Source organism: Veillonella parvula, assembly GCF_032472435.1.
GTDB lineage: Bacteria > Bacillota > Negativicutes > Veillonellales > Veillonellaceae > Veillonella > Veillonella parvula_N.
On the sequence record NZ_JAWEGM010000009.1, the window covers coordinates 15943 to 38553 of the forward strand.

At 37.8% G+C, this 22611-nt stretch carries 16 protein-coding genes; 10 read left to right on the forward strand and 6 right to left on the reverse strand.

Going from position 1 to position 22611, the window contains the following annotated elements; genetic code table 11:
- The first annotated feature begins 23 nt into the window (after positions 1-23).
- The 6 genes from metG to E7A03_RS09650 all read left to right on the forward strand — a co-directional run bounded on the left by metG (position 24) and on the right by E7A03_RS09650 (position 9577).
- Positions 24-1970: a methionine--tRNA ligase gene (metG, locus tag E7A03_RS09625; protein ID WP_004693272.1), complete on the forward strand. Its 1947-nt coding sequence runs from the start codon at positions 24-26 to the stop codon at positions 1968-1970.
- Positions 1970-2740, forward strand: coding sequence for a TatD family hydrolase (locus tag E7A03_RS09630; RefSeq protein WP_004693274.1), 771 nt, complete (start codon positions 1970-1972; stop codon positions 2738-2740). The genes metG and E7A03_RS09630 overlap by 1 nt, the downstream gene beginning before the upstream one ends.
- Positions 2741-2954: 214 nt before the next feature.
- Complete coding sequence (gene ppx, locus E7A03_RS09635) at positions 2955-4502, forward strand: exopolyphosphatase (protein ID WP_004693276.1); 1548 nt, start codon at positions 2955-2957, stop codon at positions 4500-4502.
- Entirely contained in the window at positions 4502-6067 is a 1566-nt protein-coding gene (locus E7A03_RS09640; protein WP_004697172.1) for a Ppx/GppA phosphatase family protein, read from the forward strand. The genes ppx and E7A03_RS09640 overlap by 1 nt, the downstream gene beginning before the upstream one ends.
- Positions 6057-8174 carry a polyphosphate kinase 1 gene (ppk1, locus tag E7A03_RS09645; protein ID WP_128114301.1) on the forward strand — a complete coding sequence of 706 codons (2118 nt, stop codon included), beginning with the start codon at positions 6057-6059 and terminating at the stop codon, positions 8172-8174. The genes E7A03_RS09640 and ppk1 overlap by 11 nt, the downstream gene beginning before the upstream one ends.
- Positions 8175-8599: 425 nt before the next feature.
- Complete coding sequence (locus E7A03_RS09650; RefSeq protein ID WP_004693280.1) at positions 8600-9577, forward strand: 3D domain-containing protein; 978 nt, start codon at positions 8600-8602, stop codon at positions 9575-9577.
- Positions 9578-9699: 122 nt separating this feature from the next.
- Here the strand turns inward: E7A03_RS09650 and msrB are convergent, their stop codons facing one another.
- From msrB to E7A03_RS09665, 3 genes are all read right to left on the reverse strand, one after another.
- On the reverse strand, positions 9700-10638 hold the full coding sequence (gene msrB / locus E7A03_RS09655; protein ID WP_227036790.1) for a peptide-methionine (R)-S-oxide reductase MsrB: 939 nt from the start codon (positions 10636-10638) through the stop codon (positions 9700-9702).
- On the reverse strand, positions 10639-11760 hold the full coding sequence (locus E7A03_RS09660; RefSeq protein ID WP_227036791.1) for a 5-methyltetrahydropteroyltriglutamate--homocysteine S-methyltransferase: 1122 nt from the start codon (positions 11758-11760) through the stop codon (positions 10639-10641).
- Between the two features lie 257 nt (positions 11761-12017).
- Positions 12018-12956 carry a LysR family transcriptional regulator gene (locus E7A03_RS09665; RefSeq protein WP_316074088.1) on the reverse strand — a complete coding sequence of 313 codons (939 nt, stop codon included), beginning with the start codon at positions 12954-12956 and terminating at the stop codon, positions 12018-12020.
- Positions 12957-13062: 106 nt separating this feature from the next.
- On the opposite strand from E7A03_RS09665, the gene rnmV reads away from it, so the two are divergent.
- Positions 13063-13590, forward strand: a complete 528-nt coding sequence (rnmV, locus tag E7A03_RS09670) for a ribonuclease M5 (protein ID WP_004697202.1) — start codon at positions 13063-13065, stop codon at positions 13588-13590.
- Positions 13591-13603: 13 nt separating this feature from the next.
- On the forward strand, positions 13604-14458 hold the full coding sequence (gene rsmA, locus E7A03_RS09675; protein WP_221741071.1) for a 16S rRNA (adenine(1518)-N(6)/adenine(1519)-N(6))-dimethyltransferase RsmA: 855 nt from the start codon (positions 13604-13606) through the stop codon (positions 14456-14458).
- 90 nt (positions 14459-14548) lie between these two features.
- On the opposite strand, the gene E7A03_RS09680 is transcribed toward rsmA, so the two are convergent.
- On the reverse strand, positions 14549-15796 hold the full coding sequence (locus tag E7A03_RS09680; protein WP_101928140.1) for a sodium/glutamate symporter: 1248 nt from the start codon (positions 15794-15796) through the stop codon (positions 14549-14551).
- Between the two features lie 445 nt (positions 15797-16241).
- Positions 16242-17837: a peptide chain release factor 3 gene (locus E7A03_RS09685; RefSeq protein WP_008713604.1), complete on the reverse strand. Its 1596-nt coding sequence runs from the start codon at positions 17835-17837 to the stop codon at positions 16242-16244.
- A 178-nt stretch (positions 17838-18015) separates the two neighbouring features.
- On the opposite strand from E7A03_RS09685, the gene E7A03_RS09690 reads away from it, so the two are divergent.
- Positions 18016-20325, forward strand: a complete 2310-nt coding sequence (locus E7A03_RS09690) for a DNA topoisomerase 3 (protein WP_316074089.1) — start codon at positions 18016-18018, stop codon at positions 20323-20325.
- A 212-nt stretch (positions 20326-20537) separates the two neighbouring features.
- On the opposite strand, the gene E7A03_RS09695 is transcribed toward E7A03_RS09690, so the two are convergent.
- Positions 20538-21836: a DEAD/DEAH box helicase gene (locus E7A03_RS09695; protein ID WP_316074090.1), complete on the reverse strand. Its 1299-nt coding sequence runs from the start codon at positions 21834-21836 to the stop codon at positions 20538-20540.
- Between the two features lie 537 nt (positions 21837-22373).
- Here E7A03_RS09695 and E7A03_RS09700 point away from each other — a divergent pair.
- Entirely contained in the window at positions 22374-22607 is a 234-nt protein-coding gene (locus tag E7A03_RS09700) for a FeoA family protein (protein ID WP_004697076.1), read from the forward strand.
- Positions 22608-22611 lie beyond the last annotated feature (4 nt).

Genomic DNA, 22611 nt, shown 5'->3' on the forward strand with positions numbered 1-22611 from the left:
CGAAGGTTAGAAGGAGGCTCATCATGGGAGACACAAAGAAAACGTATTATATTACGACACCTATTTATTATCCAAGTGCTAAGTTGCACATTGGTCATACGTATTGTACATCTGTAGCCGATACAATCGCACGTTTTAAACGATTAGCAGGATATGATGTACGTTTTTTGACTGGTTCAGATGAACATGGCCAAAAAATCCAACGTGCTGCAGAAGCACAAGGCATTACTCCTCTTGAATATACTACAAATATTGTAAATGGTTTTAAAGCATTGTGGGAAAAAATGCATATTTCCAATGACGATTTTATTCGGACTACCGATGAACGTCATGAAAAGGTTGTTCAAGCGTTATTTACAAAAGCTTATGAGAAGGGCGATATTTACAAAGCCGAATATGAAGGCTGGTATTGTACACCGGACGAAACTTTTTGGACAGAGCAGAAGCTAGGACCTAATCATACTTGTCCGGATTGCGGTCGCCCTGTAGAGCGTGTTAAAGAGGAAAGTTATTTCTTCAAACTCGGTAAATATACGGATCAATGGCTTAAGTTTATTGAAGAGAATCCTGACTTTATTCAGCCTGAATCTCGGCGTAATGAGATGATTCAATTTGTAAATCAAGGTCTAGAAGACTTGGCGGTGTCTCGTACATCCTTTGATTGGGGAATCAAGGTTCCATTTGATCCTAAACATGTAGTATATGTTTGGTTCGATGCATTAGTGAACTATATTAGTGCACTCTCTCCATTTGATGGTGATGGTGAACTATATAAAAAATACTGGCCTGCAGATCTCCATTTAGTAGGTAAGGAAATCGTACGTTTCCATACTATTATTTGGCCTATGATGCTCATGAGCCTTGAGTTGCCATTACCAAAAAAGGTATTTGGACACGGCTGGATGATTGTAGATGGCACAAAGATGAGTAAATCCTTGGGGAACGTAATCGATCCAATCCCATTGATTGATACATATGGTGCAGATTCTTTGCGTTATTACTTATTAAGCGAGATTACGTTAGGTAATGACGGCAACTTTACGTTACCTAACTTCGTTACAAAAATTAATGCAGATTTATCTAATGATTTAGGTAACTTATTAAACCGTACTATTGCGATGATTGAAAAATACCATGGTGGTGTGATTACAAAATGCGATGATATGGATGATTTGGATCGTGATGTATCTACATTAGCCGTTCAAACTGCAAAAGATTTTGAAGCGGCGATGGAAAATATGGAGCTTAATAAAGCTATCAAAACTGTATGGTCCTTCATTGGTCGCATGAATAAATACATTGATGAAACAATGCCTTGGGTATTGGCTAAATCTGAAGATGCTCATGATAAAGCGCGCTTGCAATCTGCTATGTATCACTTGGCAGAGGCATTGCGTATCATTGCCATCTTAGTAAGTCCTGTAATTCCTGTAGGAGCTCCAAAAATCTGGGAACAATTAGGGCTTACAGGTTTTGAAGCGGCTACGTTGGAAGATGCTAAAACTTGGGGATTATTGGCAACAGGTACTAAAGTTGTAAAAGGTGAGCCTATCTATCCACGTTTTGAAGTTCCTGAAATGGTAGATGTAGTTGTTACAGAAGAAGTTGAAGAAGCTATAGATACATCTAATATTCCACCATTAAAAGAAAATATTACCTATGATGACTTTGAGAAACTCGATCTTCGTGTAGCTAAAGTTATAAGCTGTGAAAAGGTGCCTAAGTCCAAGAAGTTGTTGAAATTTGTATTGGATATCGGTATTGAAGAACGCACAGTATTAAGTGGCATTTCCCAATATTATGAACCGGAGGCTATGGTTGGTAAAAAGGTAATTTATTTGTCTAACTTGGCTCCTAAAAAGATGATGGGCATTGAGTCTTATGGTATGATTTTGTCCGCCTCTGATTGGGAAGAACATTTAGAGGTAACAAATATCGAATCATTACCGGCAGGAAGTGTGGTTAAATAATGAAACTTTTTGATACACATGCTCATGTGAATGATGGGCGCTTTGATAATGATCGTAATGAGATGTTACAAGCCTGCTTTGATACAGGTGTAGAATATATTATGATTCCTGGTGTTGACAGAGGTACCGTTGAGTCTGGTTTAGCTTTGGCTAAACAGTACGATCAATTATATGCGGCTGTAGGGACTCATCCCCATGAATCAAAGGACTTTACAGAAGAAGACTACGAGTTTTATAAGGAACAAGCTCTTAACAATGATAAGGTACGTGCTATTGGTGAAATTGGACTAGATTATTACTATGATTTTTCTGACCGTGAAACACAAAAACGCGTATTTATTCGTCAGTTAGAGCTTGCTCGTGAAGTAGATCTCCCAATTATTATCCATGACCGCGATGCACATGGTGATATTATGAATATCTTGCGCAATGAAGGGAAGGATAACTGGGGCATTTTCCATTGCTATTCTGGTAGCTGGGAGATGGCAAAAGAAGCCATTAAAATGGGCTTTTATATTTCCTTTGCAGGTCCTGTAGTATTTCCTAAGTCTACAAATCTTAAGGAAGTGGCAAGACAAGTGCCATTAGAACGAATACTTATTGAAACCGATTCACCGTATTTGACACCACCACCATTTAGAGGCCGTCGTAATGATCCAAGTAAAACTCAGTTTGTGGCAGAAGAAATTGCAAGCCTTAAAGGGCTCGATGTAGATGAGTTTTGTGAAATTGCTTTTAATAATGGTAAACGAGTATTTGGTATCGAGTAAATGTAGAAACTAGTTCATAAGATAATTAGCGAATAAAATATCTGTTTGGCTTTAATTACTAAGTTTTTGCGTACAAAGTATTAGAATACATGATAAAACTAAATTAGAATTATAAATTATAAAACGCGGTTCTCCCTTAGCGGTGAGAATCGCGTTTTTCTATGGTATACTAAAGTATATTCAGACTGAACAGAAGTAAGATGAGGATAGCAACATGAAACGTATTGCATTTATAGATTTAGGCTCGAACTCAGTTCGTTTTGTCATATATGAAATTTCTAAGACTGGTAGTTATCGACTGATATATCAAGAGAAAGAAAGTGTACGTCTCAGTGAGAATATGTGGGGAACTCACGAACTGACCAAAGAAGCTATGGAACGCTCTTTGCGTGCTCTAAAAGGTTTTGTACACATGGCTGATGCAATGGAGGCAAATACGATTAAAGCTGTTGCTACCGCAGCAGTACGTTTGGCTAAAAATGGGGATGCTTTTATTAAATCCGTAAAAGAACGAACGGGTTTGGATTTAGAATGTATTGCTGGTGAAGAAGAGGCTCGCCTGGGGTTTCTTGGCGTTATCAATACCATTGGACTTAAGGATTTTATTATTTTTGATTTAGGTGGTGCCAGTACCGAGATAACCCTTGTACGAAATCGTCATATTACAAAATCGGTGAGCTTGCCGATAGGGGCCCTTACCTTAACAGGTACCTATCAAAAAGGGGATGAATATACTCCTAAAGAACTTGATAAACTGACGAAAGTTGTAAAGAAAACGATTAAGGAACATACATGGCTTCGCAATGTGAAATTACCGCTTCTTGGTATCGGTGGCACTGCTCGTAATATTGCTAAAATGGATCAACGCAAGTTATCTTATCCTATTACAAAGCTACATAATTATGAAATTCCATATCATAGATTCCATGAAATTTTGGAAGAAGTAAAAGGCAAAACTCTAGAGGAGCGCAAAAAGATTAGTGGTTTATCATCGGAGCGCGCTGATATCATTATTGCAGGTCTCACTATCGTAGAAGAATTATTTAACTACGTAAATACTAAAACACTCGTTGTTGGTGGTTGTGGTTTGCGAGAAGGTTTATTTTACGACTATTATGGAGCGCACTACTTAGGTGGTAACTCTATTATTGATGATATTTTAGTACATTCTGCAGAGAATGTATTATTAGGTATGACTAAACATGAGTTAGTTCATGCTAAATATATTACAGATTTAGCTATTAAACTGTATGATGAATTAGAACCACTTCATAGAGCTGATAAAAATACAAGACGTTGTTTGATTGCGGCTAGCTTATTACATGATATTGGTAAACGGATTAATTATTATAGTCATGCCCGACATGGCTGTTATATGCTTGTCAATAGTAATTTATATGGGCTTTCCCATATTGAACAAGCTTTTAGCGCGTTCCTTGTTATGAACTCTCATGGTTTGACGCCAAAAGAGTATAAAAACTTCTTATACGGTAAATTGTTAGATCAAGAACAGCGTTTGTTGGGACAAAAAATATCTATTATTCTAGCCTTGGCTGAAGCTCTTGATGAAAGTCATGAACAATTCATTCGCCATTTATCCGTGAATCTAAAATATACTAGTGTACAATTAGTAGTAACCTATTTGAACGGTCGCGATATAAGTGTCACAAAAGCGGCTGTAGAGAAATTAGGAAAATCTTTTAAAAAAGAATTCAAGAAAACATTAGAAATAGAGTGGAAGGAAGCTCGTAAGGAGGCATAATGGCATTACCAAAAGCGTTACGATATGCAGTGCTACATGTAGGCTCCAGTAGCATGAGTATTACTATTTTAGAATACAAGGGCATCGATGATGTACGCGTTATAGATTATGCAGCTAGGGAGGTAACCTTTGGGGAAGAATTATTCCAAACCTCTCGTTTAAGTTTTGAAACGATTGAGGAAATTTGTCATATATTAAAGGGATATAAACAATTAATGGCTGATTACGGTGTGAGTCGCTCTAGATTATATGGTACTACTGTAATACGTGAAGCCGCTAATCGTCGTAGTATTCTGGACCAAATTTATATTCAAACAGGTATGCGTGTTGAGGTTATCGACATGCCTAAAGAGGTGTATTACAAATATGCCTTACTATACTACAAGATGACTAATCAGTACCGCTTGACGGATCCTACAAAGGCAACATTATTCCTTGATATTACTTCTGGTGGTGTAGGTTTAACCGTTTGGCGTGGTGAAAGCTTATTATTCCAGCGCAATATGCATAGCGGGTCATTACGTGTTATGGAATCTTTTAATCGCAACCAACGTTCCTCTACATCGTTTCCAATGGCTATTACTGAGTATTTACATCGCATGATAGGCCCATTACGGGAGGAGCTTAAGACCTTCAATATTAATAGTGTTATTTTATCAGGCGATGAAGCTCAATATATGGCGCGTCTCATGGGAGATGGCAGTAATAAGGACGATATTATTACAATTGAACCAGAACGTTTTAAGGGCTTCATCAAATCCTTTGATGGTGTAACAGCCACTAAGTTGATCAATCGATATAAACTACCTGAATATAAGGCGAATATTTTGATGCCTACTATGATTTTATTTAATGAAATTATAACAGCTATAGAGCCTAAATCGTTGATTTTTAGTAGCTTCTCCTTCTCTCAAGGAATAAGCTGGTTCTATGGCGTTGAGGCGGAAAATAATCCCTTTATGTACCAATTGCGTGAGCAAAATGCTCAATTAGCTCGTGCTGTTGCCGCTAGATATCATACAGACAGCATTCATGATGCTGAGGTGGAACGTTTCAGTTCTTTATTTTGTAAAACATTACGCCATAAAGGTTTACCGGAGCGGTGGGGTTACTTATGCCGCATTGCAGCTATATTGTGTTCTGTAGGCAAGTTTGTTAATTTACGAAACCATGGAGAGCATGCGTATCATATTGTGATGGGCACAGATATTTTTGGGCTTTCAGAAGAAGAAAAACAAGTAGTTGCAAATGTCGTATTTTATCACTATAAGGGAACTCCATCTGATGATGATACATATTTTAATTCCTTAACAGAATTACAAAAGATTCAGGTTACAAAGTTAGTAGCTATCATTCGTGTGGCCTGTGCTCTCGACGCAGGGAGTAACCAAAAAATCTCAGATGTTATATTGGAAGAGCGCGATAATGTATTGTATGTATTCTGTCGCACTAATGAGGATATTTCTCTAGAATGGTGGACGTTTAATCGAGATGCTGAATATTTTACAGAAGTATTTGGTATGGAACTTATGCTTGTAAGAGGAGGTGACCGCCATGTTCAGTAATGCTAAATATTATTTTAATCGTGAATTATCTTGGCTAAAATTTAATCAGCGTGTACTATTAGAGTCCATAGATCCAAATACTCCGCTGTTGGAGCGGTTGCGTTTTATTGCTATTGCTAGTTCTAATTTAGATGAGTTTTTTATGATTCGAGTGGCTGGCTTACGTCATCAAGTTGTGAATGGCATTGTTAAATATGATGCAGCCCATATGGATGCAAAAGCACAATTAAAGGCGATTGATGAATCTGTACAACGTCTTGTTTCCATGCAAAGCACGTATTTAAATAATGTACTGACTGAACTAGAGGCTCATGGCTTTTTCTTTACCCATCCTGATACACTAGATGTAAAAACAAAAGCTTGGCTACGCCATTATTTTGAGGAACATATATACCCCGTAGTAACACCATTGGCTGTTGACTCGGGGCATCCATTTCCATTTTTAACAAATCATACCATTAATGCAATTGTACGTATCTTTCAAATACAAGAGGATGGGACTAAGGATTACAAGATTGCTATCTTGCCAATACCATCTGTATTAGATCGAATCATTGAAGTTCCAAGCCGTGGTAATAAGGAACATCGATTTGTTTATCTAGAAGATGTCATTACTTATTATGCAAATCAATTTTTCCAAGGTTATGGTATTGAAGATTATATGGTTTTCCGTATTACTCGTGATGCAGACCTTGAAATAGATGAGGAAGAAGCAACAGATTTGCTATCTGAAGTAGAGGCATCCTTGCGGCGTCGCCGTCGTGGTGATGCGGTACGTCTTGAAGTTTGTGGAGAGATAAAGGATCACTTATTAGACTTTGTCCTTACAAGTGTAGAATTAGAGCAAAAGGACGTATATCGCATTGATGGACATTTGGATTGCCGTATGTATTTTGATTTCTGTAATTATCCAGGTTATGATAAGCTCCGATATGAACCGTTTGATCCTAAGATTCCTAGTGAATTAGTTGATTATGAAGGTGATAGCTTATTTTCTATTATTGGTAAGCAAGATCTTTTTGTTCATCATCCCTTTGAATCTTTTGCAGTGGTTGAGCAATTTATTGCACAAGCAGCTATAGATCCTGATGTATTGGCCATTAAACAAACATTATATCGCGTTAGTGGGGATTCTCCGATTATTGCGTCCTTAATAAAAGCGGCAGATAATGGGAAACAAGTAACCGTCCTTATGGAGGTTAAGGCGCGATTTGATGAAGAAAACAATATTCATATGGCTCGTCGACTCGAAAAAGCGGGATGTCATGTTATTTATGGTTTAAAAGGTCTTAAGACACACTCTAAAATTACTATGGTGGTACGCCGGGAAACGGATGGTATTAGGCGGTATGTCCATCTAGCAACGGGAAACTATAATGGTAAAACAGCTCGCATGTATACTGATTGTGGTATATTTACTTGTAATGATGAGTATGGCGATGATGCGTCACGTTTCTTTAACTTGATTTCTGGATATTCTGACCCACCAATTTGGAATAAGTTTATTGTAGCGCCTTTAAATTTACGTGAAAAAATTATGGAACTTATTGACCGTGAAATCGAGTTTGCTAAGAATGGGGAAGAAGCCTATATCATTGGTAAGATGAATTCTCTGCTCGATAAAAAGGTCATTGCTAAGTTGTATGAAGCTTCTTCTGCTGGAGTTCGTATCGATCTTATCGTGCGTGGTATTTGTACGCTTCGTCCTGGCATTGCCGGTGTTAGTGATAATATCACAGTACGCTCAATTGTGGGCCGTTTTCTTGAACATCATCGTTTGTTCTACTTCCGTAATGGAGGGAATGAAAGTCTGTATCTATCTAGTGCAGATTGGATGCCTCGAAATTTGAATGAACGTGTAGAGCTTATGATTCCTATTGAAGATAAACGCCATAAAGAACGGGTAAAAAGTATTTTAGATTTATATTTAGATGATACATTAAAAGCTCATTTTATGAGAGCAGATGGTTCGTATCATAAAATCAATGATCGAGAGAATCCTATATCTGCTCAAGAGGAACTAATGAAAGCTGCTATTGAGCATGAACACAGAGAGTCAATGACGGTCATTGAACGGTTACAACCGATGTTAAAAATGAATAGATGATGAAGAAACCTTAATATATTAGGTAATGAATTTTAATACAATTACATAACATATAAAAAGCCCATTATATGGGCTTTTTTACTTTCTTATACATTTAAAAATGAGGGTAAAGTGAAGTTTTGGGTATTCTAGAAAATATTGGTAACAATTGACAAACACATAAAAATACAAATTTAGTAATAAAAAATCTGTATATACTATATGTGGTATTAGTATTGTATATATGTACACAATTCGGAATATATTGTATAGTATTTAAAAATATCGATATGTACGCATACAGTGGACTTTTATTAAAAAATACAAAATACAAACTATTATAAATTCAGTATTTATAAAGGGTTTTGCCCTATTGTTAACTTACAGTGTTTGACAGGTTATATCTATCTGTAGTAGAATAATACCATTACAGGAGGGATTACAACATGAGAATTCATAAGACACACAAGCGATATATTTCGTCTGTTGTTGCCGGATTGATTGTAACAGCTGTAACCATGACCGGATTTTCTTATAATGATAAAACCGTTACCGTAATGGTCGATGGTGCAGCACACACTGTTAGAACGCATTTAAATTCTAACGAAGGCATTGTACGCGATGCCGGGGTTAAGTTAAATCCAAACGATAAAGTTATTTCTAGTTCATCTACAGTTCAAAATGGAACAACCTTAACGGTTGTTCGTGCTATTCCAGTTTATGTAACTGTAAATGGTAAAACAAGAGCTGTATTCACTACAGAAACAACTGCTCAAGGTGTTGCTAATGAGCTTGGTTTCAAAGCACCTAACTATGTAGTAGTGGGCGATGAAAATGGATCTGTTTTAAGTGGTACACGTATAACAATTGCTCAAGTAACAAGCCGCTCTCTATCTACAGTAGATCAAGAGGTTGCTGTTGAAGTGGTTCGTCAAAAAGATGATACTATGGCTAAGGGCGAAGAAGAGGTTGTTCAAGTTGGTCAACCTGGCTTAGAACGAGTACAACGTGAAACACTATATAGTAATGGTACAGTTATTAAAACTAATGATGTATCTAAAGTAACACAACGTGCAATGGTACCTACAATTATTAAAGAGGGCACTCGTGAGGTGACTACATCTCGTAATGTAGCAGGACGTGCATCTCGCGCTATCGTAATGGAAGCATCTGCTTATCTTGCTGGCGATGGTGATGGTGCTGGTATTACCGCTACGGGTCTACCTGCAGTACGTGGCATTGCTGCAGTAGACCCAGATGTTATTCCATTGGGCACACGTTTATTTATTCCTGGTTACGGTGAAGCTATTGCTGCCGATACAGGTGGTGCTATAGTAGGTAACAAAATCGACCTTGTAATGGACTCTTATGGGGAGGCTATGGACTTTGGTCGTCAAGACGTTACAGTGTACGTTTTGGACTAATATGATGATTTAGAGGGTATATCTATAAGATATATCCTCTTTTTATTGGACCTACTTAGCTCAGTAATATTCAATTATAATAGATATAGTAGAAGGACGCCTTATGATTAAGGCGTCCTTTTTTAGTCTTCAATATATGGAATTAAGTATTCGTATTTGGTACCCTTTAATTCTTCTTTAGGGATAAATCTTAAAGCTGATCCATTGATACAGTAGCGAAGAGAGCCATTAGGACCATCTTCAAATACATGACCTAAATGAGCATTACCGATGCGGCTACGAACTTCTATGCGATTCATACCATGTGAGTTATCTTGGTAATATTTGATAACATCTTTAGCTATTGGCTTAGTAAAGCTAGGCCAGCCACAATGGGAATCGAATTTATGGGCTGATACAAATAGTGGCTCTCCAGTGGTGATATCTACGTAGAGACCTGCTTTGAACTCATCTGTTAGTTCATGGCTGAAAGGTGCATCTGTAGCAGAGTTTTGAGTTACTTCAAACTCTTGTGGCGTTAATGCCTCTAAATCTTCCTGGGAAGGTTTAGCATATGTATTATCATCGATGAGTGGTTCATCAGATAACCCCAATGGAATGTGACAATAGCCATTAGGATTTTTGTCTAAGTAATCTTGATGATATTCCTCAGCAGAGTAGTAGTTCTCTAAAGGCAATACTTCGATAGCAAATGGTTTGCCTTCAAAAGCTTGAGCACGAGCTAAGGTACTTTCAATAACGGCCTTATCTGTTGGATCAGTATAATAAATACCCGTACGATATTGAATGCCTACATCACCACCTTGTTTATTAACGCTAAATGGATCGATAGCGCGTAGGAAATATTGAATTAAGTGGTCTAAAGATAGTATATCAGCATCGTAAGTAACCTTGAGAGCTTCTACGTGGCCACTATTGTGGCATACATCTTCATAACTTGGATTCTCTGTAGGACCGTTAGCATAGCCTACTTCAGTAGAAAAGACACCGGAGATTTTTCTGATGTATCCTTGAAGGCCCCAGAAACAACCGCCACCTAAATATATTGTATGTTCATTCATTTAATCACCCCATACTTCTTGAGCTATTTCTTTAACTAATGCTAGTTTAGCCCATTGTTCTTCCTCGGTCAATTGGTTGCCGATTTCACAGGATGCAAAGCCGCATTGAGGGGATAAGCAAAGTCTTTCGAGGGGGATATATTTTGTCGCTTCTTTGATACGTTCTTTGATGACTTCTTTGTCTTCTAACTCTGGGCGTTTAGATGTGATAAGGCCTAATACAACTTTCTTATTAGGAGAAACTTCACGCAATGGCTCAAAACCTCCAGAACGATCATCATCAAACTCTAAGTAATAAGCGTCTACATTCTCTTTGGCAAATAGAATAGGGGCGATAGGTTCGTAACCACCGCTAGCAGCCCAAGTAGAGTTATAGTTGCCACGGCATACATGTGTGGTAAATGCTAAGTCGTGAGGGCGTCCTTCAAGTGCCAAGTTATTCAAACGTAAATATTTAGCAGTTTCACCTTCGATGGTTACGCTTTTATCTTTTTGGCGACCTGTCCAGTAAGCGTGATCACAGCACATACCCCAAGTACAATCATCGAATTGAATGTTGCGGCAACCTGCATCATAGAGGTCTTTAATCACTTGGCGATAGGCAGCTGCAATATCTTGAATGAGTTCTTTTAAATCAGGGTAGAAGGAGCGTGTTGTAATGCCGTTATCCTCACGAAATAATTCAGCTAAGAATTGGGATGGGGCTGGGATTGTTTGACGCGCCGTAGTATTTTCGTCTTCAAATTGTTTTACAAATTTGAAATGCTCAACGAATGGGTGGTTTGTTCCCGTAATTTTACCAGTAAGGGCGAGGGAACCTGGCGCTGTTTCTTGACCGACAAATTTGTAACCGTGTTCTAGTTCAATCTCTTTTACGCCGTTAAAGCCCCACATGAAATCTAGATGCCAATAGGCACGGCGAAACTCGCCATCTGTAATCACTGGTAGGCCAGCCGCTTTCTGTTTTTGAATGAGGTCTGTAATGAGACGATCTTCAACGGCTGTTAATTCTTCTCTAGTAATATTTCCGTTATTGAAAGCTTCGCGAGCTTCTTTTAATTCTACAGGACGTAGGAAAGAACCTACAATATCAAAGTGGAATGGTGCTGTATGTTTAGCCATAATAATAATCCTCCTTATATAAACGGTAAAACCGATAATTTCGATAGGCTTATTATAGCGAAGTATGATTATATATAAAAATATCAATATGTTTAAGTTTGATATAGTTTAAAGCTATGTTGATATAAATTTTTGCTCGATAAGTTATACCTATAGAAAAGCACTCTCTAAAAAGAGAGTGCTTTATTAATATATTATTTAATCGAACTAAATTGAACAATCGTGTTATATAGACTTATTAATAATATGATATATAATTATTTTTTGTTTTCCGGTAATTGAATATGTCTACCGTAATTACTAACGTATTGTTCTAGGGCGTGGATATATTCTTGACCTAAACGGCTGCGTTGCATTTTATTATTAATAATATAGCCGATATGCATTAAACCTTCTTCGGCAAGTGGTACTGAAATGATGTTTTCACCATTTACCTCTTTATCGATTACACCACTAGATACAGTATATCCATCAAGGCCAAGTAATAGGCTAAATAAAGATGCCCTATCGCGAACACGGATATGTTTTGGGCGCACTACGGTACTGAAGATTTCTTCAGAGAAGTAGAAGGAGTTGTGATCGCCTTGCTCAAAGGAAATATATGGATATTCCTCTAATTCGTCCATAGAGACTACCTCTTTATGGGCTAATGGATGCGTTTTACCAATAAAGATATGAGGATGGGCCGTAAATAATTCAGTAAAGGTTAATTCGTTAGTGTGAATTAATTTTTCTAATACAGGACGGTTGAAATCATTATAATAGAGCAAACCAATTTCACTCTTCATATGAGCCACGTCATCGATAATTTCATAGGTTTGTGTTTCTCGTAAGGATACATCATATTGATCGATTTCAGCGCCTTTTAAAAGCTCTACAAAGGCATTGACTGCAAAGGAGTAATGTTGAGTAGACACAGAAAATTGTTTTTTACCACCGCTTTGGCTCTTATATTGCTCCTCTAAAAGGGCTGCTTGTTCTAACACTTGGCGCGCATAGCCAAGGAAGCGTTCCCCTTCTTTAGATACGGTAATTCCTTTATTAGTACGATCGAAAATGGTAATACCCATTTCTTTCTCTAGTTCTTTAATAGCCTTGGTGAGACTCGGTTGAGACACAAATAATCTCTTGGCTGCCTCACTAATACTGCCTATATTGGCGATTGTTGTGACATACTTTAATTGTTGTAAGGTCATAATTGGCCTCCTTTTATATATTACACTATTAATACTACTCGATTATAAGTATTTAAGCAATGTTATATATATGTTACAATGTATTAATAGAATAAAAGGGGGATATATGTTAAAACAAGTCATTGTCGTAGAAGGAAAATCTGATATACAACGTATCGCTCAAGCTGTAGACGCTGATTGCATTGCTACAGAAGGATTTACCCTCAGAAGAGGTGTTATCGATATGATTCGCGTTGCCTATGAGAAACGTGGCATTATTATATTAACTGATCCTGATACAGCAGGGGAGCGAATCCGACGCGTTTTAACTAAAAAATTCCCTAATGCACAACATGCTTTTGTGCCTCGTGACGAAGCGTTTGCAAATGATGATATTGGCATAGAACAAGCATCTCCAGAGTCAATCAGAAAGGCTCTATCTACATTACACGTAGAATCTCTAGAATCATCTAACGAATTTACTATGGTGGACTTAGTGCGTCACGGATTGTCTGGTATGCCTGATAGTGCGGCTCGTCGAGCGGTTATTGGTGCTAAATTAGGTATTGGATACGGTAATGGAAAGCAATTTTTATACCGTTTAAATCATTATGGTATAACCCGAGATGCTTATGAAGAGGCAGTAAATTGTTAAAATAGGAGTTAAGATGTTAGAATCAGTAATTGCAAGCCCAGAGGTTGTGCATTATATATGTAAGCGCTTTGATATTAAAATGAGCAAAAAGCTAGGACAAAACTTCCTTATTAAGCGAGGTATAGTCGATGAAATTGTACATGCTGCGGAAATAACCGTGGGAGAACCTGTTCTAGAGGTCGGCCCTGGTATTGGTACGTTGACACAAGGTTTAGCTCAAAGTGGGGCAGATGTAACGGCTATCGAGCTAGATCGTCGCTTATTAGAGGTACTAGATACGACATTGGCATCTTATGACAATGTACGTATCATTCATGGTGATGTGTTAAAGCTTGATGTGCCAACGATTATGAATCATAAACCATTTAAAGTGGTTGCCAATTTGCCATACTATATTACAACACCTATTATTATGTCTTTGTTGGAAAGTAAACTACCTATTGAACGTCTAGTTGTGATGGTGCAAAAAGAGGTGGCCTTACGGATGATAGCAAAGCCCGGTACAAAGGACTATGGCGCATTATCTGTTGCTGTTCAGTATTATACGGAACCAGATATTGTTCTTGATGTACCGCCTAAATCTTTTTTGCCAGCTCCAGCGGTGACAAGTTCTGTTATCCGTTGCGTATTGCGTGATAAACCACCTGTAGATGTGATTGATGAGAAACTATTTTTTCGCGTTGTGAAAGCTGGTTTTGCGCAACGCCGTAAAACATTCTCTAATACGATGAAGACAACGGGTTTAACAAGAGATAGAATTGAAGAGTTATTAGCAAAAGCAAATATTGATGGTCAACGAAGAGGTGAGACCTTTACACTTCAAGAATTTGCCGATGTAGCCAACGCATGGGCAGCATTAATCAAATAGTATAATACATAAAGAGCTTATTGGACTAATAAAATATCATTCCAGTAAGCTCTTTTTCATGAAAAAAGGACCCGAATGGGTCCTTTTTAGTTAGTAAAGAATGCCAGCCATGGTTGTAATGAGGAAAGCATTCGCAAAGTCAATTAAGAATGCACCTACTAAGGAAACTACGAGCCAAGCACGAGGAGATGGGCCGTGTTTACTTGCTAAGGATAACATGTTAACTAATGCGTTTGGTGTAGCACCCAATCCGAAACCGATAGCTCCGGCACCAAGCATAACTGCATCGTAGTTGCGACCAAAGAGGAAGTAAATAAGGTATGCAAATACACAGATAAGTGCCATTTGTACAACTAAGATTGTAATAAGCGGTAAAGCAAGATCAATTAATTGAACTAATTTCAAGCTGTTGATAGCCATTGTTACGAATAAGGATAATGCTACATTAGATACTGCATCAAGAGCTGCATCGTTGATTTTGTATGCTTTAGTAAAGTCACCAAAGTTACGAATTACTGCTGCACAAATCATAGCGCCAATATATGCAGGTAGTGGAGTAAGAACAGACAATCCAGCACTTACGATGGTACCGATACCTAATGCAAGGCCAATCCACATACAAATTGTTAAAAGATCTTGAGAGTTAAATTGTTTGCCGCCGCTCTCAACGTGATCTTCGATTATATCGATGCCTTCATCCTCCATTAATTCAGGATTTTCATAAGGTGTTTTAACTTTATGCATTTTAATAATGCGTTCACCTACAGGCGCGCCGAGGATTGTACCAGCTACCATGCCGAATGTTGCAGCTGCAACTGCTGCGGAAGCGGTACCAGGGATACCAAGTAATTGCTCGTAATATGGACCAAAGGCACCAGCTGTACCAAGGCCGCCAATCATAGATACAGAACCTGCCATGATGCCGATAATCGGCTCAATCCCTAATGCTTTGGCAATCATAATACCTGCAGTATTTTGTACTACAATCCACACTGCACATGCTAAGAAGAAGAAAATAATAAAGATACCGCCCTTTTTGAGGACTTTTAAGGATGCCATTAAACCGATCGTGGTAAAGAAGGCAAGCATTAAAAATGTTTGTAAGGAACCTTCAAAGGTAATGTTTAAAATTTTATAATAAGACAAAATAGCAGTTAAAAATGCAAAGGGTAGAGCACCTACAGCTGGTGCAGGCATACACATACGTTGTAAGAACTTGGAATGCTTATTGATCCAAGTACCGATGAATAAGGTAATTACGGCAAGACCTACAGTTTGAATCATGGACAGTTTTAAGGTCCATACATTGTTGACTAAGGCTAAGTCAATAAGTGGCATAAAATCACTCCTTTAAAATAAAAAATAAATCTGAGTTTTATGGTATCATGAATGGTCAAAAAATACTATAGAATATATAACGTATAAAAAGTTTATATTTTTATCTTTAAACACTCATAACAACACAAAAAACAATAATATTAATAAAACAAATTTTATGATTATACATATAAATATAGAAAAGTAATAATATATATTACTTATGTACATAATCATACTATATGTATTCGACTTAAATCTGTGATTTTCCTTCTTGTTATAAAAAAATAAACTGGAATATATTTTTTATATTTATAATCATATAAAATATACTCCAGTTCTAAAACTTAATATTTTTATGTTGATTTAGTAAGACTCTAAATTATATATGGCGATAAATTCGCTCTATAAATGCATGTTAAGATATAACTAAAATGTATAGACCTAGCAATAAGTTAATTAGAAGTTATAGCTCATGGTGTAATTTAGGGGTCGTTAAGAATGTTACATCCGGATTACGCTCTTGAACCCAACCCATTTGCCATTCATTAGAGATAAGAACTACGGTGCGATCGCGATTATCTTTTACAATCATCGCATTATCTATACCTTTCAAGGATGCAATATCAACTTCGCCGTCAATCCAACGAGCAACACCATATGGCAAAGTATGATTTAATAAATCTACACCATATTCATTTTTGAGGCGGTACTCAAGAACTTCAAATTGAAGCATACCTACGGCACCGACTACGAAGGAATCAAGGGCGCCTGGTTGTTCAAAGATTTGAACAGCTCCTTCTTGAGCCAATTGAGTCATACCTTTTTGGAACTGTTTACGTTTCATAGTATCCTTTGGGGATACGCGGGCAAAGAATTCCGGAGGGAATACAGGGAAGTCACCGAAAGTTACTTTGTGTTTTTGTGCACAAAGTGTATCGCCTACCCCCATAGTACCTGCATCAAAAACACCGATAATATCGCCTGGGTACGCATCTTCTACGATGGTACGTTCCGTAGCCAAGAATTGTTGAGGCTGAGATAGACGGATTGTTTTATTAGATTGGCGGTGTAATACGGACATACCTTTTTCGAATTTACCTGAGCAGATACGCATAAATACGATGCGGTCATGGTGGTTCGGGTCCATATTTGCTTGGATTTTAAATACTAGAGCAGAGAAGTCTTCGCTAGTGGGTTGTACCATTTCCTCTATCGCTTGTCGTGGAGCAGGGGATGGAGCTAGTTCCAAGAATTTTTCTAAGAATGGTTTTACCCCGAAGTTCGTCATAGCAGAACCAAAAAACATAGGGGTCAATTCACCAGCACGAACTTTATCGAAATCGAATGGATCGCCAGCAACGTCTAGCAACTCAATATCGTCGAGCAATGCTTGGTATACATCGTCACCTAATAGCTCTTTCATGCGCGGATCCGTTAAAGCACCTTTTTCGGATGCAAGTTTTTCTTGACCATGAGTTTCGTCTTTTGCAAAGAGTTCGATAGTTTCGTGCTCTCTATCGTAGACGCCTTTGTATTCGCCGTTGATACCGATAGGCCAGTTCATAGGGCACGTACGGATGCCGAGAACATTTTCGATTTCTTCCATTAGATCGAATGGACTGCGACCGAAATGGTCAATTTTGTTAACAAATGTAAAGATAGGAATACCGCGTTCTTTTGATACAGCAAATAGTTTCTTTGTTTGGGCCTCTACGCCTTTTGCTACGTCGATAAGCATGACTGCACTGTCGGCAGCCATCAATGTACGGTATGTATCTTCTGAGAAGTCTTGGTGACCAGGGGTGTCGAGGATGTTTACGCGGCAACCGTCGTAGTCAAATTGCAACACGGAGCTCGTTACAGAGATACCACGTTGTTTCTCAATTTCCATCCAGTCGGATACGGCGTGTTTTGCAGTTTTACGAGACTTTACGGACCCGGCTAAGTGAATGGCACCACCATATAATAATAATTTTTCCGTTAATGTTGTTTTACCCGCATCCGGGTGAGATATGATAGCAAACGTACGGCGACGTTGTACTTCTTCTAAAAATGTCATGATTCACCTCTATTAATGTGTTGTGAAAGCAGATAAATCTTTAGGTTTTACTTTCACAGTCTATATATCGTAAAAATTATACATGATTTTTCTAGTTATGACCACTAAATTGTAGTATAATGAGATTTCATAGAACGGCTTGGGGTTAGCCGTTATCTTCAGGTTAAGGAGGGGATCCATGCGGTTATTTATTGCAGAAAAGCCATCCATGGCTCGCGAAATCAGTAAATGCTTACCAGAAAATAAGAATATCCAAAAACGGAATGGTTATTTTATCCAAGGGGATGATGTGGTGACTTGGGTAGTAGGTCATGTATTGCATCAGGCTGAGCCAGGAGATTACGATGATAAATATATCCGTTGGCGCCCTCAAGATCTTCCTATCGTGCCTGATGAGTGGAAATTGCTTGTCACAGATAGCAGCCGTCAACAGTTTGAAATTGTAAAAGACCTTATTAGTAAAGCAGATGTCATTGTCAATGCAGGTGACCCGGATCGAGAAGGTCAACTTTTAGTTGACGAAGTTTTGTACTATGTAGGTAATACAAAACCAGTGCAGCGTATTCTATTAAATGCCCTCGATGAAAAATCTATTCGTTCTGCTCTTGATGATTTGAGAGATAACAAGGACTTTCACAATCTATATCGATCTGCATTGGCAAGAGCGCGAGCAGACTGGCTCATTGGGATGAATTTATCTCGGGCCTATACATTATCTGAACGTTATAAAGGTCATAAGGTAACATTGCCAATTGGTCGTGTAAAGACGCCAACGTTAGCTCTTGTTGTACGTAGAGAACGAGAGTTAGCTGCATTTAAACCAGTAGACTATTTTACTGTAAAGGTATTATATAACCATCCTAATGGGGTGTTTTGGGCGACTTGGCAGCCTACAGACGAACAAAAGGGGCTTGACCCAGATGGACGACTCATTAATAAAGCTATTGCTGATGAATTAGTAGAATGTTTACAAGCTGGACCAGACGGTTTTATTAAAGGTGTTACAAAGTCTAAGAAAAAAGATGTACAACGATTGCCTTTATCCTTATCATCCTTACAAGTATTGGCAGGTAAAGCCTTTTCTTATGATCCACAGACTGTACTTGATACAGCGCAAAAATTATACGAAAAGAAATTAACTACCTATCCACGTTCTGATTGTGAATATTTACCACCCAATCAATATAATGATCGCAATGCAATCCTCAACAATCTACAAAATGCAGGTGATGAGAGATTAGCACAGTGGGCTGCCGATGCAGATCGTTCTATTAAGAGCCGTGCTTGGAATGAAAAGAAAATTACCGCCCATCATGCTATTATTCCTACAACGGTGGCCTGCAATATAAATAGTTTGTCCCAAGAGGAGCGAAATATTTATTTCCTCATCAGTCAAGCTTATATTGCGCAATTTTATGGGGAGCATATTTACGAGCAAACTAAAATTGTAGTAGAACAATGTAAGGAAGAGTTTGTAGCTAATGGTCGTGTAGTTATCGAAGAAGGATGGAAATTGCTTTATAAACGACATAAGTCTAAATCTACGACAGACAATGACGAGCCTGATCTAACCGATGAGCGTGGGGCTGAATCAGACCCTAAAAAAGAGGTTATTGAAGAAACGGACCACTTGCCAGCAGTTAAAAAGAACGATACTGTTTTATATACGGATTCTTCTGTAGAGGCTAAACAAACAAAGCCACCATCCCGTTTTACGCCCTCCACATTACTACAAGCGATGAAGGAAATTCATAAATTCGTAAAAAATGAAGATTTGAAAAAACAATTAAAGGCTGTATCTGGTATTGGTACAGAAGCAACGCGGGCAAACATAATTGATGAGCTTATCAGTCGAGACTTTATGAAAACGTCAGGGAAGAAGCAAGTCTTATCTCCAACGGAAACGGGCTATCTCTTAGTAGATGCTCTGCCAGAAGAGCTGCTTTATCCTGATGAAACAGCTGTTTGGGAAGAACGCTTAGCACTTATGAGCGAAGGAGAGGATACATTAGATTCCTTCTTAGCGGATCAAATTAAGTTTTTAAAATTATTAATTGATAAACTTGGTTTTGATAAAGTAGTAAGCTCTGATCAAATGATGCCCAATGTGGTGCGAACTATAACGAGTCAAAATCGTAAGCGCCCTATGGATAGTGAAAGCGTAGACTTGTCTTCCTTACCTGTATGTCCTAAATGTAAAAAAGGACGTTTGCAACAGCGGAATGGTAAATTTGGTGCCTTTTTAGGGTGCACGAATTATCCTACGTGTAAACATACTCAGCCAGTAGAAGGGGATACTTCTAGTGTTGAAGGTAATATTGAAGTATCTGATGAAGATAAACAATATAAATGCCCTAGATGTAACGTAGGTTACTTTGTGAAACAAGAGGTGAGAGGTCGAACAAACTGGATTTGTAGCAATCGATCTCAATGTAAGACCCAATGTTCTGATGTAGATGGGGTACCGAGCATTTATGCCAACAAATAAAGTAACCAATAAAAGGTAACTTATTATCGGTAAATATATATAATCGAATATAGATTATTGTAAAGTTTTTAGTTATCTAAGATTACCAAGAAACAACTATTTTTACAGTGATAATAAAAAGACGCGTACAGCTTAGCTGTGCGCGTCTTTTTTTGAAACTGTTCTTGTAGAAGAAAAATTGCTTCATTTAGTTTAGGATATTAAGCTGAATTTTATCTGCGTTTGCAACGACGACCAGTTTGGGAGGTAGAAGCACGGCGTTGGCGTGTATTGGAGCCTTTATGGCCTCGTGCTTTGTGAGCTTTAGCCTTAGTGGATTGGTAAGTGCTTGTAATCTTAGGTTTACTAGCTAATTTTGTGCGTTTTGGAGCAGTGCTAGCATTGCCCTTAGTTTTGATCTGACCATCCTTAGTATATTTTGTAAGTGTGGCTTGGATAGCTCGTTCGATGCGTCGTAACCATGATTCGTCTTGTGGTGTCGCAAAGGTTACAGCCACGCCAGAGTTACCAGCACGACCTGTACGGCCAATGCGGTGGATGTAGTAATCTACATCGCGAGGTACGTCGTAATTATATACATGTGTGATACCTTCGATGTCGATACCGCGAGCCGCAATATCGGTAGCCACTAAGATTTGTGTTTTAGCTTTTGCAAAGTCTCGCAGAATTTGTGTGCGACGACCTTGTGTCAAGTCACCGTGCATTTCTGCTATATTGAGCCCCGCTGCAGTTAATTCGTAGGATAAACGAATGGCACCTTCCCGTTTATTACAGAAAACTATAGCTAAAAACGGATTATCATCTTCAATCATTTTGATGAGCCGTTGTGTTTTTTCTTCAGGATTCATCATATACACTCGTTGATCAATTGATTCGAGAGTGATGTGTTTTCCTTCTGCCGTTACTGAAACGGGTTTAGACATATATGCCTTTGCGAGATTTCGGATTTTATCTGGAATTGTAGCGGAGAATAGTAATAGTTGTCTATTGGCATCTGTTTGGCCGATGAGATTTTCGATATCTGGTAAGAAGCCCATGTGAAGCATTTGGTCTGCTTCATCTAGTACAACACGACGAATACAGTCTAGATGGAGAGAACCGCGCTTTGCATGATCCAATAGACGACCAGGTGTACCTAAGATGACTTGAGGTCGGCGGCCTAACTGTTGTAACTGTGCCTCGATTGTTTTGCCGCCGATAAGAGGGAGGATATCTACATTTAAAATAGAACCTATTTCCTTCGCTTCATCGGAAATTTGTTTAATTAGTTCTCGTGTAGGCGCAATGATAAGCACTTGTTCTTGATGAACATCAGTATGTACACGTTGTAGAATTGGCAGTAAGAATGCTAGTGTTTTCCCCGTGCCGGTTTGAGCTTTGGCTATGACATCATTCCCTTTAAAGACGACAGGAATGGATTGTTCTTGAATTGGCGTAGGCTCCTTTATACCTTGTTTTTGTAGGGCTTGGATAAGTTCATCACAAACACCTAAAGATTTAAAAGATTTCATGAATCGTCCTTTCTATAATACATATTATATTAATTATAACGTATGCACATATTAGGGGCAAATGAATTGAACTTGGAAGATGTATAGTCTTAACATACTCTAGGCTCAATAAATATTATAGTATTTTGGGTATATTTTTTTGATAATATATGGAAAAATACTGATATAACTAAGTAAAATGAGAAATGAAAATATTAAAATAGCTACATTTAAACTGTTTATAAACTATTAATTGAGAATGTGAGAGTATTTGTAAATGATAATCTTAATAGAGTTTATTGATTACAGTATCTAAATATATAGCTATGAAATATTAAATTTCAGCTAGTATTCAGTATTTTATTAGATAATTATATAGATAATCTCATATTAAATATGATAATAAAATATAGATATGAGATAAAAAATAACCATAAAAATGATAATAATTGTTGAAATTAATGCTTGATTTGATATAATAATTTAAGATATTAATACGCATTATTATTTTGTGTGGTTAATATGAGGTTGTTAGGTACAATAATTAGGAGGTGTCGTATGGCTATCAAAAAGTTGAAAGACATGAAGCCAGGTGAGTCTGGTCTTATTGTTGCACTACATGGCAGTGGTAATGTTAAGCATCGTCTAATTGACATGGGTCTTGTAAATGGTACAAAAATCCATGTTATGAAGTTTGCCCCTTTGGGGGATCCGGTGGAAATCAAAGTAAAAAACTTTGAATTAGCACTTCGTACAAGCGAAGCTGGCATGATTGATGTAGAGGTTCAATAGGAGG